Genomic DNA, 13,743 nt, shown 5'->3' with positions numbered 1-13,743 from the left:
AATTGCTATGAAGGAATAGCTTCTTCCCGTTCATTATAGAGAAGTGAACAGCGAGCCGGCAACAATTCGTTGTAATCTTCTGAAATATAGAAAGCGTTCTCAAGAGCGAACTATTCGTATTCTCCGGCTCACTTTAGTATGATGACGGCGAGTCTTACAAAATCGAGATATTCACCATATATACTTTAGGAACGGAGCGATACAGATGAGATTAAGTGTATTGGATCAAGCGCCGGTGACATCCGGACATACGTCAGAACATGCGTTACAAAGTGCGGTCGAACTGGCCCAATTGGCAGAAGAGCTCGGCTATTACCGGATGTGGATGGCCGAACATCACGGTGGCATGTCGTTTGCCAGCTCGGCACCGGAAGTCGTCGCGGCTTATATTGCGGCCAAAACAGAACGAATTCGTCTTGGTTCAGGTGGAATCATGATGATGCACTATTCCCCGCTCAAAATGGCCGAAGTGTTCAAGACGCTCAGCGCGCTCGCACCGGGACGTATCGACTTCGGGGTCGGCCGGGCACCGGGTGGGGACGCGAACGCCATCTACGCGATGTCGCAGGGTCAAAAACCGATGATGGACGGCCTGTATGAAAAGCTCGGGACGACACTCCAACTCATCAACGATGAGGCGCCGGAAGAACGATGGTATAAGAATACGCCGGCAGCGCCGACGGGTGTGTCACTTCCTGAGGCATGGCTCCTCGGATCGAGCGGGAACAGCGCCATCCAAGCAGGCCGGATGGGGCTCGGCTATTCCTTCGCTCAATTCTTCAATGGGGAGCTGAGTGTCGCGGCGCTCGACGCGTATCGTCAGCATTTCACCCCGTCCGCTTTCATGGAGAAGCCGGACATCAGCGTCACATATCTCGTCACGACGGCTGAGACGGAAGAAGAGGCCGAGTATTTGGCACGTCCGTCGGATTTATCACGCCTGTTCTTGATGAAAGGGCAGCTCCGCCAATTGATGAGCCCGGAGGCGGCACACGACTATCCGCTCACCGAGATCGACAAGATTCAAATCGCCAACAACCGGAAAATCCATCTCGTCGGGACACCGAAGCAGATTGCGACGCAACTGCAGGAAGAATCGGCCCATTATGGATTTGATGAGGCGATGATCTGCAGCATCCAGCATACACAAGAGAACCGCTTGAACGTCTATCGGTTGCTCGCCAAAGAACTTCTATGACAAAAACGCACCTATTCCTAACGGAAAGGTGCGTTTGTCAGTTAGAGGAACAGTTGCATGAGCACGAACAAAGCGACAAGCCCGCCGAGCGAGACGGTAAAGAAGACGGCGACCGAACGTTCGTGATTGCGTAAGATGGTATACATCCCGACTACGAACGCACCGAGTGCGGCGGCGATGGCCAACATCGAGACAACGGCCGCCCACGTATTGTCGAATAACGTGTCGAAGTTGAACGGTTGAGCGGATTGGACGATGAGAGCAGACACGAATAAGAGCACGAACACCGCAAGCAACAAGAGAACCGACCATTTTCCTGGCTGTGTCTGTGGATAGACGTTTCGACTGAGCATGATGGTTCACCTCACTTTTGTGACGTTTATTTATCTATACCCGATTATTGCCCGCTCGTTAAAAACGTCTTCCCCTTTTTTTAAACGGTTTCGTGAACAAGACCGGCTAAAACCACTAAACTAGAAGAAACGGAGATTGCCTGGAGGTACAGTATGCAGCAGATGAAGATTGACCCGCACTATTTGTTTGACGTATTCGTTCAATTATACCGGATGGTGTTTTTGATGGAAGTGACACCTGAGGGATATCGTTACGCACGCGTCAGTGAACAGGGGAAACTGGCGTCCTCGCTCCCGGACGATGTGAGTGGCTTGTATTTACATGATATGTATGCGGTCGATGTCGCCAACGAGTTAATCGTGCATTATGACGAAGTCGTCGCGACGCATGCACCGGTCTATTTCATGTCGCAGATGAACATCGAGGCCAATACGGCCCGCTTCGCATCATCGGTCCTCATGCCGCTCGAAGATGAGGCGGGTAACGTGCGTTATGTGTTAGGGCTGACGACCGATTTATCGGAAGAGGCAGAGATGAAGCTATTGAGCAGCATCGAGAACATCGATTATTTGACCGGGATGCCGAACTTGATGAAAGTGAAGCTCGAGCTCGAGAAGCTGTTCACGCAACGAGAAGGAGCGGAAGTGACGAGCGTCATGCGGTTGCACATCAACCGGTTTAAAATCATCTTGTCCTTGCAAGGCGTGGAACAATCTCATCGCCTGATTAAAGAGGTGACGCGGCACTTATCGGACCTGTTGCCGAAAGGATCGATTATCGGACGCGTAGACGGTGAAGATTTTATTGCCGTGTTGCCCTACACCTCAATCGAGACGGCGACGATACATGGGGAACGATTGCTAGCGGCCATCGCAGCGTACACGTACCAAGTGGCCGAGACCGAGTTCGCTTTATCCGGTTGTCTCGGAATCAGCGCGGGGAGCGAGGACGCCGACGGGGTCATCATGAATGCGTCAACGGCGCTCCTCGAAGCGAGACAAGCGGGCAAGCAAATCATCAAAGTGTACGAAAAGGACGATTACGTCCAACATTATATCGATGAGATGACGATTGAGATGGAACTCATCAAGGGACTGAAAGCAGATGAACTGAGCGTCGTCTATCAACCGAAAGTTGGCTGTCAGGACGGGGTGGTTCATTTTGAGGCGCTCGTGCGGTGGCATAGTGCGGCGCTCGGTAACGTCTCACCGGAAACGTTTATTAAGATTGCCGAAACGTCGCTCTTGATTGAAGACATTACCGGGTTCGTTTTCGACCGCGTCTGTCGTGACATGATCGAGCAACCGGACCTGTTTGCAGGGCGACGTGTCGCGGTCAACGTATCCCCGGTGTTGTTTCGGCAAGACTATATCAAACAGTTATTACAGGTGCTCGCGACATACGGGTTGAGACCAGAACAGCTCGAGTTTGAGATCACGGAACATACGCTTATGCAAGAACCGCTCCTTGGTATTCAGACGGTCGACTATTTGAAAACGAAAGGCTTTCGCGTGTTGATTGACGACTTCGGCGTCAGCTACTCTTCCCTCAATTACTTGAAGATGTTTGAGATTGACGGCATTAAAATCGACCGCTCATTCATCAGTCAATTGGATAAAGACAACGGCCTGAAAGAGTATGAAATCGTCAAATTGATTGTCTCACTCGCTAAAAAATTGAATTTAGAGGTCACGGCCGAGGGGGTCGAGACGGAAGCGCAGTACCGGGTGATGGAACAGCTCGGTTGTGATGAGATTCAGGGGTATTTCTTCAGTCGTCCACTCCCACTAAATGATCTCCAACAGGCGCTCGATGCGCTCGTCTATCAACATGCGGCGCTGCGGCAACTCGAGTTGGCCACGACTTCTCCATCGACGGTACTTGATGAACAAGAAGCCGAGCGTTTGAAGACGTTTCTGCGCCTTGAGATTTTAAACACTCCGCGAGAGGAGCGCTATGATCGGATTACGAGGCTTGTCGCGCGCACGCTGAACATGCCGGTCGCGCTCATCTCGATTTTGACGACAGACCAACAATGGTTCAAGTCCTGCGCGGGTCCCTTGCTTGAGAGCCCACACGTGGACCGGGAATGGACGCTGTGTGATCGGGTCGTGACTGGCCAATCGTCGGTTGTCATCGAGGATGTGCAGACGTCTGAGGCCGGGACAAACAATCCGTTGCTTGAAAACCTCGGTTTTTATGCCGGTGTTCCGCTCACGACGCGAAGCGGACATGTCATCGGCACGCTTTGTGTGACGGACGAACGAGCTCGCACGTTTGACGAGGCAGCGTTGCAGTCGCTTGAAGATTTTGCGAGGTGGGTCATGGCTGAAATCGAATTGACGGAACAGGCACGGGCCCAGGCCCAACGTCAACAGACGCTCGAGTCACTTTATGAGGTGACGGCACTTCATGAACCGTTCGGCAATAAACTAAAACGGATTCAGACGGTGCTCCGCGGCTGGATCGGCTATTCCCATGCCGTCGTCTTCTCGACGGAGTCGAAACATCGCGTCTTATCCGAGGACTGGGAAGGCAGGCTCGACTGGACGAGTGATGCCCTGCAACAACTTCATGCTTTGACGACAATCGGGCACCAAAAATTAGGTCGTGCCGAACTTGTGATCGATGGAATCGAGTTTAGCTCGATGATCAGTCTGCCGTTGTCCAATGATGGCAAGACGTTCGGTTGGGTCGTGTTCTTGGCCGAACAGGGTAGCTTGAACGACGTCGTCGACGCAGCGACGATCAACGAGATGACGGATACGATATTGCTCGTGACCAGGTGGATGGAGAACGAGATTCGGCGCGAACGTAAGCATCAGGAAGTCATCGAACTCATCACCCAAGACAGTTTGACGAAATTGGCGAACCGGCACTCGTTCATGACCGACATGAGACAAAAGATGAATCGGAAGCAGTCGGTCGTGCTGTTGTTCATCGATTTGGATGATTTTAAACAAGTAAACGATTCCTACGGTCATCTGATCGGGGACGAAGTGCTCATCGAGACGGCACGACGGATTCGCTCGTTCAGTCAAATGTATGACGGGAAGGCGTATCGCTTCGCAGGCGACGAGTTTTTAATCGTCATCGATACGGAGCGAGAAATAGTTGGAGCAGACCGATTTGAGGAGTTGAATCGTCTCATTTCCCAGGAAATGAACGTCGGAGATGGCTTGTCCTTGCGGTTGTCGGCCAGCATAGGCGTCGCTTGTTCGGAAGACCACGCTTCGCTCGATGCGATGATTCATCACTCGGATGCGGCGATGTACGTCGCTAAAAATTGCGGTGGGGATGGGTATTACGTGTACGACTCCCATCAAGAAAATTGATACGGAGGTATCATATGAGCAAATTATGGCTGATCGAAGGATTACCAGGGAGCGGGAAGACGACGTTCGCGGAAACACTCGCTACGACACCAGGCTATACGTTTTATTCGGAAATCGATGCGTCACATCCGGTCGATGTTCATGACGTCTATTGGGTCGAAGCAGACGGTATGACGGAAGGCGAGGTCATCGATCAAGACGGAAACGGTCGATTCATACGATATCGTCCGAACGAACGTCGTTCTGGAGTCGACGTCTATGAGCTGCCGTTCGATATACATGTTGAACTGATGATCGGCCGTTGGCGTCGTTTCGTGGAACGGGTCAAAGGAGAGGACGGAACGTACGTATTCGAATGTGCCTTCCTGCAAAACCCGTTCACAATCGGCATGGTGGCCCAAGACGTCCCGAACGAGCAGATTGAAGCCTATATCGAGACGGTGGCAGACTTACTGGCCCCGCTCGACCCGACTGTCGTCTATTTAGAGACAGTCGACGTTCCGACCGTGTTTCGCGATGTCTATGCGGAACGGCCTACAGAGTGGCAACGTGGTTTCGTCGAGTATTACACGACTCGCGCTTACGCTCAGGCAAACGGATTGGACGGGATTGAAGGGACGATTCAACTGTTGAAAGACCGGCAACGGCGTGAATTGAGCTTGTTAGAGCGTTTGCCGGTCCGGACGATTCGCCTCGTCAATGACGAACGGGGGGCGTTCGAAGCGCTCGACGCATTACGGAGTAGAGAGGAGGCAGATCATGCAGACACTTAAGCAGCATTCGGACCGGTTTTGGTATATGGAACCGGTCGCGAAGACCGACCGTCCCATCTTAGGGGCCGTCGTCGGCGACACACATACGCTCATGATTGATGCGGGGAACTCTGAGGCGCACACGATTTTATTTCTAGATGCCTTGACCGAACGGGGCATCAAACGACCGTCAATCGTCACGTTGACGCATTGGCATTGGGATCATATCTTTGGATTGTCGGCGCTGACCGACATTGTCTCCGTCGCGAGCACGGCGACAAAAGGCGGGATGGAACGATTGCTGCCCTATGCGTGGGACGATGCTTCCTTAGCCGAACGGGTCGAAGACGGAAGCGAGATCGCGTTTTGCGCGGAAGCGATCAAACTCGAATATGGAGAAGAGAGATCGATGCGCGTCGTCTTACCGACGCTGACGTTCGATGATACGCTCACCCTCGACCTCGGCGGGGTACACGTCATTCTGAAGCACGTTGGTGGAGATCACGCTGCCGATGCAGTCGTGGCTTATGTACCAGAGGAAAAGGTGTTGTTTTTAGGGGATGCCCTCTATGCGAACTTGTACGCGCCGACTTGGCGAATGACCCCGGCACGGACATTGCGTCTCTTAGACCTGCTCGATCAGTTCGAGGCCGAAGCGTACGTCTGGTCACACGGTCAAGTCGTGACCCGTGCAGAATATGAGAAAGACCGAGACGTTTTACGCCATTTAGCCCGAATCACCACGAATTTCCCAGGAAATAAAGAAGCGATAACCGCTCAATACGAACGTCTGACAGGTCGGACCGTCGACGAAGAAGTACAAGAGTTGATCTCGTTCTTCGTGAACGGTTCGAGCGAGGAAGCGTGATGAACATCAAACGAATTCATGATGAGGACGAAGCGTTTCAACAATTTTTGACGAGTCGATTGCGGATATTCAATGACGCTCATTCGGTACACCATCGCGAGATCCGCAACGCCGACGTCCCGGTCGTTCAGTTGAAAGTGGAACAGGACGGGGACGTAATCGCGGGGTTGTTCGGGAGCGTCTATTGGGGCTGGTTCGACTTGGACCGACTCTGGGTCGCGTCAGAACATGCGGGGACTGGCCTAGGGAGCCGTCTGCTCAAGGAAGGGGAACGGTTGGCCCGTGAACTCGGGGCGACGCGCGTCAAATTGACGACGTTCTCGTTTCAAGCGAAGACATTTTATGAGCGCTTCGGCTATGAAGTCGCCGGCGTGCTCTATGATTATCCGCCGGGATCGGACTACTATATGATGACGAAGCAACTGACAGCTGATTGAAAAAAGGCGACTCGTGTGAGTCGCCTTTTTTCAATATACTTTATCCCCGTTAAAGATTGAGTTTTTCACCATGACGTAATCGACGGTGCGCAATGCATCGAGATTGTCCCCACCCGAATAAGAAATGGCCGATTGGAGGTCTTGCTCCATCTCGGTCAACGTGTCTTGGAGCGCCCCTTTATGCTCAACGAACACTTTCTTGCCTTCGACGTTTTTCCGTTCCCCTTTTTGGAATTCAGAAGCCGACCCGAAGTATTCTTTGAGCAACTTCCCGTCCTGTTCGAACGTCTCACCCGGAGACTCGTCGTGTCCAGCGAACAGCGAACCGATCATGACCATCGATGCCCCGAAGCGAATCGATTTGGCGATGTCGCCATGTGTCCGGATGCCCCCATCCGCGATAATCGGTTTTGTCGCCGCCTTGGCACACCAACGGAGCGCGGCGAGTTGCCACCCGCCGGTGCCGAAGCCCGTCTTGATTTTCGTGATACATACTTTCCCTGGCCCAATGCCGACTTTCGTCGCATCTGCCCCGGCATGTTCGAGTTCTCGGACTGCTTCTGGTGTCCCGACGTTACCGGCGATCACGAACGAGCTTGGAAGATGGTGTTTGATATGTTGAATCATCCGGATGACCGCATTTGAATGACCATGCGCAATATCAATCGTAATGAATTCCGGCGTATGTCCGGCTTCCGCAAGCATCTCGACGAAACGATATTCGTCCTCTTTCACACCGACGCTAATCGATGCATACAAGCCACGCCCATGCATGTCCTCGATGAACTGGAGTCGCGTCTCTGGGTTGAAGCGATGCATGATATAGAAATAGCCGTTCTCGGCAAGAGACCGAGCGACGTTCTCATCGATGATGGTCTGCATATTGGCTGGAACGACCGGCAGACGGAACGTGAAGCCGCCGAGCGTCACGCTCGCATCACATTCAGATCTGCTGTCGACGACACATTTTGCGGGAATTAATTGAATATCTTCATAATCAAATACTTTATCCATGTTGTCACACCCCTATTTACGAACAATTTGGTTCGTTGAATGATAAATACTTCGCCCATTCGGTAATGTAACGTAAATTAGAACATATGTCAAAGGGATATGGCGATAAAAGGTAAAAATTCTTGATGATTGCTGGTTAATTATCTTTAATGTTCGTGTTTAGGTGCTTTTTTCTATGTTTCACGTGAAAAAAGACCGCTTAGGAGCGGTCTTCAAACAAAGCGTATTGATTGCGGCCGTTAGCTTTCGCTTGATATAAGGCCAAGTCGGCTCGTTTGAGCAACAGTTTTGTCGACATTCCCGGTCGGTACGGAGCCACGCCGACGCTAGAGGTCGTGACGAACGAATGGCCTTCAATCTGCCATGGGCGCTGAAGGGCGGTCACGAGTTTTTCGGCCACGCGTTTTGGCGCGTCAGCTTCCGTGTAGCGGATGAGCACCGAGAATTCGTCACCGCCAAAGCGGGCGACCACATCTTGATTTCGCAATACGTCGGTCAAACGAGTGGAGAATTGGCGTAACAACTCGTCGCCAATGTCGTGGCCGAGCGTGTCGTTGATTTGTTTGAAACAATCGATATCGAGCGACAGGATGGCGAGTGACTCGTCTTCTTCCTCGAACCGGGCCAACGTCTCTTCCAAATAGGCGAGGAAATAGCGCCGATTCGGTAAGTCGGTCAACGTATCATGGTAAGCCAAATGCTTGAGCTGTTTTTCAAGCACTTTTCGCTTCATGATTTCACGCGGGACGGTCAAATAGTGAAGCAGTTGACCCGTATCATCATAAATCGCTTGAATCTTCGTTTCGAGCCAAATCCAACGACCATCTTGATGCAGATGACGGAATTCGAGAGTGAGCGGCTCGCTCGTCGCTGTCATCGTCCGGAGTTGTTGTCTCGCCGGTTCGACGTCATTCGGATGGATGAAGTCGAGCGTGTTCTTGCCCTCGTAGAACGACGGGGCATATCCGAGCACGGTTTGATGAGACGGCGAAGCGTAGCGGACTTGGCCGTCACGCTCGAGGATACAGACAAGGTCGCTCATATTCTCCGTGATCAGTCGATATTGCGTTTCGCTCTGGTGCAGGGCACGCTCCATCTCACGTTTCTCGGTCACGTCACGCAATAAGGTCATGACGGCGGTCGTTCCTTCGTAATCAATTAACAGGCTGCCGATGTCCATATGCAGTTTTCGACCGGCCGGCGTGACGAGCACGATTTCTGTATCTTGGACCGGATCGCCTTGGCGCAACGCCTGAAGGCGTGCCTTGGTCGTCTCATGATATTCCGTGGCGACGAACGTGAAAATCGATTCGCTCTCGATATACGTCTCGCCAATCGTTTCTAGCGCCAAGGCGTTGGCGTATAGAATCACGCCGTCTTTATGGACGACGATCCCTTCAGGAATCGTCTCAATCAATTGGCGATAACGGCGCTCGCTCTCCTGAGTCGCCCGTTCGGCATTCTTCTCCGGGGTGTGGTCGATAATGATGGCGAACAGTCCCGTGATATGTCCCCCGACTTCAATCGGAATATTCAAGATGGCCAAATCGAGCCAGTTGCCCGTCTTTTGCGGAGCGGTCATGCCGTATTTGTGCGGCGTGCCAGACAAGGCAGAGCGGAGACCCTCATCGACAAGGGGCCGTTCTGACTCGGGCAACCATGACAAAAAAGATTCCCCCAACAAATCGGCTTCCTCGTAACCGGTAATCTGTGTGACGGCAGGATTGACCGATTGGACGCGAAACGCATCGTCGAGGACGAAGATGCCGTGCGGTGAATAGCGTTGGAGCGATTCGTGCTGATCTTTCAAGATAGACAACTCGAGTTCACGACGTTTCCGTTCCGTCACTTCCCGGACGACCGAGATGACGTGCGTGCAGGCACCCGCCTCATCGAAGACCGGCGTCACCTCGGACTCGTAGTAATAAACGGGTAAGTGGATCTCGTGTGAGATGACTGCTGTCGTATAAGATGGTTCGGCCAGGCGATAGTCCTCGAAGACGAGACTCTTTCGTTCTCGTACCGCCTCGTCATAATGGCGTGTGACGAGAGCGGCCGTCTCAGGTGGAACCATGTCTTCGACACGTTTCCCGATATCGGCCTCTGTCCAGCCAATCGCCTGTCTTCCCGGTTCGTTTACAAATACGTAACGATAAGTTGAACCGTCCACTTCCATAAAGAAGACAAAATCAGAGATTTTGTCGAACGTACGGAGCAGGACGGAGGAATAGTGTTGGATGGTCTGGTCGGCGTGCATCATGTCCCTCATTTCAATCAAAAACTTTTCGGCGCGTCATTCTCATATTACCGTAAGTCGTAGCAAAATGTGTGAACATTCCAAAAAAGACAGGACGATGAGACGTCCTGTCAGGCAGCTTGCTTCATTTCGGCCCGCTCGCGGCGACCGTTCATCAAGTAATAGAGGAACACGGTGAAGAAGACGACACCGGCAAGTAACAGATAAAGCGTCGAAAAGCCGGTCAACGGAATGAGTAACCCGATCAAGTAAGGGCCGAATCCGAGACCTGCGTCGAGGGCGATAAAGAACGTCGACGTGGCCATACCCATCCGATGAGGGTCCGCCGCTTTGACGGCGATTGCCTGGGTACCGGACTGGATATTCCCGAAACCAAGTCCAATCAATGCTCCGGCGAGTAACAGCATGACGGCATTGTTCGCCTGGCTCAAGACGAGCATTCCGACGGCGAAGAGGACGATGGCCGGATACATGACGATATTGGCGCCGCGTTCGTCCATCAGACGACCTGTGATCGGGCGCGAGATGAGGACGGCGATGGAGTAGACGAGGAAGAAGATACTCGCCGCTTCAACGAGGTCGAGCTCGCTCGCGTAAAAATTAATATAGGACAGCACACTCGAATAGCTGAGGGCGGCGACGCCGATGATAAGCGCAATCGGTAACGCTTTCGGTTCGACGAATGCACCGAGCGAAAGACCCCGGACGACTTGCGGGTTGTCAGGTTCAGGCACCGTTACAAACAAGGCGCTCCCTAAGCTGATGAGACCGATGACGAAACAGGCAAGAAAGATGACCGAGAAGCTCGTGTATTGGCTCATCATCAAGCCGACGAACGGTCCGATGGCAGTAGCGAGCGTTGAACTCATGCTATAGTAGCCGATTCCTTCGCCTTTTCGAGAGCCGGGAATGACTTGGGCGACAATCGTTCCGGTCGCCGTGCTCGATAGTCCCATTCCGAGACCGTGGACAAAGCGCGTAAACAGTAAGAAGCCGATGCCAAAGTCGAGGAAATAGAGCAAAATCGTAGCCGTGAAGAACGTCAGGCCGATCAGGAGCGTCTTGCGACGTCCGATTGAGTCAATCAAGCGCCCGATAAAGAGTCTCCCGAAGAGGGTCCCGATAATGAAAATGCCGGTAACAAGGCCGGCCTCGCTCGTCGAAGCCCCATATGCTGAGACGGCGTGGACGCCAATCGTCACCATCAATAAGAAAAAGATGAGTGTTAAGAAGAAGTTGACGAGAGAGATGATGAGGAAATCTTTCGTCCATAGTTTTTGTGCGGTCAGTTGCATCTGCAGCCCGCCTCCTTATCCGTTTGATTCTAAATAGTTAATAAACATAACTAAAGGAGTATAACAAACGAGAGAAAGTTTGTCAGAGTCAACGCATTTCCAGCAAAAAACCGATTCGCTGAAGCGAATCGGTTACGTCGAGCAATTATTGACGGTCCCAGAACCGGCCTTTCGCGATACCGTCGATAAACGTATCGAAGCCATCGAGACTATGTTGTTTGAACGTGTAGACGCCAGGCTGATCTGTCTTCACACGGCAACGGTCGAGCACTTCATCGTGATGCAAATGTAACGCAAGCGGCTTGTAGTGCTTATACGTGTTCTCAATGAACTCGAGCACGTCGTCTTCGACCGAGGTCGCGGTGCTGACGAGGAAAGCCGCATCGAACAGACTCGAGTCGACCGTGTCGTACGTCTCTTTCACTTTAAGATCGCCGAGCGTATATGATTTTTTCCCGACGAGGCTGTAATTGACTTTGTGATCGGCGAGGAATTGCACCCACGCCTTCACTTGCGCGGCATCGACGTCTCCGGCAAGGAGGACGGCGACGCTCTTCGTGTCCGGCTTCGCGATCGTGTTGGCCATGCTGAGCGCCGGTGAGGCCTTGTCCGAGACGACTTCGTTGTTCTCGGCCGGGAGGTCGACCCCGAGGTTGTCGGCGACGACCGAGGCGAGGTGACGGTCGATTCGATTCAACAGGTCGACGGCGTTCTCTTTGACCATGTCCGACTCACATTTGCCGAGCTCGAAGCTGCAGGCGTCTTGGATGTGCTGCTTTTCGACGTCGGTCATGCTGTTATAAAACATCTTCGCTTGCGAGTAGAAGTCGAGGAAGCTGTCGCTCCGGCCTCGAATCTTATGGCCGTCGACTTTCTCTTGATAGTGCTCGAACCCGCCTTGGTCGGCTGGGACGGGCTCCGGCTGGTTGTTGTTGAGCGCGTTTTTATGGTAGCTCGTCTGGCCCTTATGGACAGACATCTGATGCATGCCGTCGCGCTGGTTGTTATGGAACGGACAGACCGGCTTGTTGATCGGGATTTGATGGAAGTTCGGTCCCCCGAGACGTGACAGTTGCGTATCGGTGTACGAGAACAGGCGTCCTTGCAGGAGCGGGTCGTTCGAGAAGTCGATTCCCGGCACGAGGTGGCCAGGGTGGAACGCGACTTGCTCGGTCTCGGCGAAGAAGTTGTCGACGTTGCGGTTGAGCATCATCTTCCCGACGAGTTTGACGGGCACCTCTTCTTCCGGCCAGAGTTTCGTCGGATCGAGAATATCGAAGTCGAACTTGAACTCGTCTTCTTCGGCGATGACTTGAAGCCCGAGCTCCCATTCAGGATAGTCGCCTTTATCAATCGCCTCGTACAAGTCGACGCGGTGGAAGTCAGCGTTCTTACCGAGCGCTTTCTGCGCCTCGTCCCAGACTTGTGAATGAACACCGAGTTTTGGTTTCCAATGGAACTTGACGAAGTGTGCCTTGCCTTCCTTGTTGACGAGACGGAACGTGTGCACACCGAACCCTTCCATCATGCGAAGGCTGCGCGGGATGCCCCGGTCGCTCATCGCCCACATGATCATATGGGCCGTCTCATGGTTTTGTCCGACGAAGTCCCAGAACGTGTCGTGGGCGCTGCCGCCTTGAGGCACTTCCGTGTGCGGCTCCGGTTTCACGGCGTGGACGAGGTCCGGGAATTTGATGGCGTCTTGAATAAAAAAGACCGGCATGTTGTTCCCGACAAGGTCATAGTTGCCTTCATCGGTGTAGAACTTGGTCGCGAACCCCCGGACGTCGCGCACGGTGTCCCCAGACCCACGCGAACCTTGCACCGTCGAGAAACGGACGAACACCGGCGTCACTTTCGACGGGTCGTTCAAGAAGTCGGCTTTCGTATACTCGGCGAGCGACTCATACACTTGAAACTCCCCGTGCGCCCCGACGCCGCGTGCGTGCACGATGCGTTCAGGAATCCGTTCGTGGTCGAAGTGCGTCATCTTCTCGCGGAAATGGAAATCCTCGATCAGTGTCGGTCCACGACGTCCGGCTTTGAGCGAGAATTCGTCCTCGGCCATCTTCAGCCCTTGGTTCGTCGTGAGCCCGGCTTGCTGCTCGTTATCAATCGTATGTTGTTTTAACTGTTCTTCTTTCTTGTTCCCCATGTTATTGCCTCCCCTTTAAGTATGCGCACACGCCGTAAGCCACATTTTGGCCTACTGTACGAGTTTTCCCTAACCGAC

10 protein-coding genes are annotated in these 13,743 nt (G+C 52.9%); 5 read left to right on the top strand and 5 right to left on the bottom strand.

Going from position 1 to position 13,743, the window contains the following annotated elements:
• Positions 1–205: 205 nt before the first annotated feature.
• Entirely contained in the window at positions 206–1,198 is a 993-nt protein-coding gene (locus KNP81_RS04445; protein ID WP_214718706.1) for an LLM class flavin-dependent oxidoreductase, read from the top strand.
• A gap of 41 nt (positions 1,199–1,239) precedes the next feature.
• On the opposite strand, the gene KNP81_RS04440 is transcribed toward KNP81_RS04445, so the two are convergent.
• Entirely contained in the window at positions 1,240–1,551 is a 312-nt protein-coding gene (locus KNP81_RS04440) for a hypothetical protein (RefSeq protein ID WP_214718705.1), read from the bottom strand.
• Between the two features lie 153 nt (positions 1,552–1,704).
• Here KNP81_RS04440 and KNP81_RS04435 point away from each other — a divergent pair, with 153 nt between their 5' ends.
• From KNP81_RS04435 to KNP81_RS04420, 4 genes are read left to right on the top strand one after another with little or no spacing between them, the layout of a single operon-like run.
• The gene (locus KNP81_RS04435) at positions 1,705–4,887 is read left to right on the top strand and encodes an EAL domain-containing protein (RefSeq protein ID WP_214718704.1); all 3,183 of its coding nucleotides are present in this window, start codon (positions 1,705–1,707) and stop codon (positions 4,885–4,887) included.
• A gap of 14 nt (positions 4,888–4,901) precedes the next feature.
• Entirely contained in the window at positions 4,902–5,660 is a 759-nt protein-coding gene (locus KNP81_RS04430; RefSeq protein ID WP_214718703.1) for a P-loop NTPase family protein, read from the top strand.
• Positions 5,647–6,507 (top strand): MBL fold metallo-hydrolase, encoded by an 861-nt coding sequence (locus tag KNP81_RS04425; protein WP_214718698.1) that lies wholly within the window; start codon positions 5,647–5,649, stop codon positions 6,505–6,507. Before KNP81_RS04430 ends, KNP81_RS04425 begins: the two co-directional genes overlap by 14 nt.
• Complete coding sequence (locus KNP81_RS04420; RefSeq protein WP_214718696.1) at positions 6,507–6,944, top strand: GNAT family N-acetyltransferase; 438 nt, start codon at positions 6,507–6,509, stop codon at positions 6,942–6,944. Before KNP81_RS04425 ends, KNP81_RS04420 begins: the two co-directional genes overlap by 1 nt.
• A 30-nt stretch (positions 6,945–6,974) precedes the next feature.
• Here KNP81_RS04420 and guaC read toward each other — a convergent pair whose 3' ends face one another.
• The 4 genes from guaC to KNP81_RS04400 all read right to left on the bottom strand — a co-directional run bounded on the left by guaC (position 6,975) and on the right by KNP81_RS04400 (position 13,665).
• Positions 6,975–7,958, bottom strand: coding sequence for a GMP reductase (gene guaC, locus KNP81_RS04415; protein ID WP_021067936.1), 984 nt, complete (start codon positions 7,956–7,958; stop codon positions 6,975–6,977).
• Positions 7,959–8,157: 199 nt separating this feature from the next.
• Positions 8,158–10,215, bottom strand: a complete 2,058-nt coding sequence (locus KNP81_RS04410; RefSeq protein ID WP_214718689.1) for a PAS domain S-box protein — start codon at positions 10,213–10,215, stop codon at positions 8,158–8,160.
• Positions 10,216–10,325: 110 nt separating this feature from the next.
• Complete coding sequence (locus tag KNP81_RS04405; RefSeq protein ID WP_214718687.1) at positions 10,326–11,510, bottom strand: MFS transporter; 1,185 nt, start codon at positions 11,508–11,510, stop codon at positions 10,326–10,328.
• Positions 11,511–11,655: 145 nt separating this feature from the next.
• Positions 11,656–13,665 (bottom strand): catalase, encoded by a 2,010-nt coding sequence (locus KNP81_RS04400; RefSeq protein ID WP_214718685.1) that lies wholly within the window; start codon positions 13,663–13,665, stop codon positions 11,656–11,658.
• Positions 13,666–13,743 lie beyond the last annotated feature (78 nt).

Origin of the sequence: Exiguobacterium sp. s149, assembly GCF_018618395.1 — a bacterium.
GTDB lineage: Bacteria > Bacillota > Bacilli > Exiguobacteriales > Exiguobacteriaceae > Exiguobacterium > Exiguobacterium chiriqhucha.
Note: the sequence above shows the minus strand (reverse complement) of the source record. Positions and strands in the feature narration are given on the sequence as shown.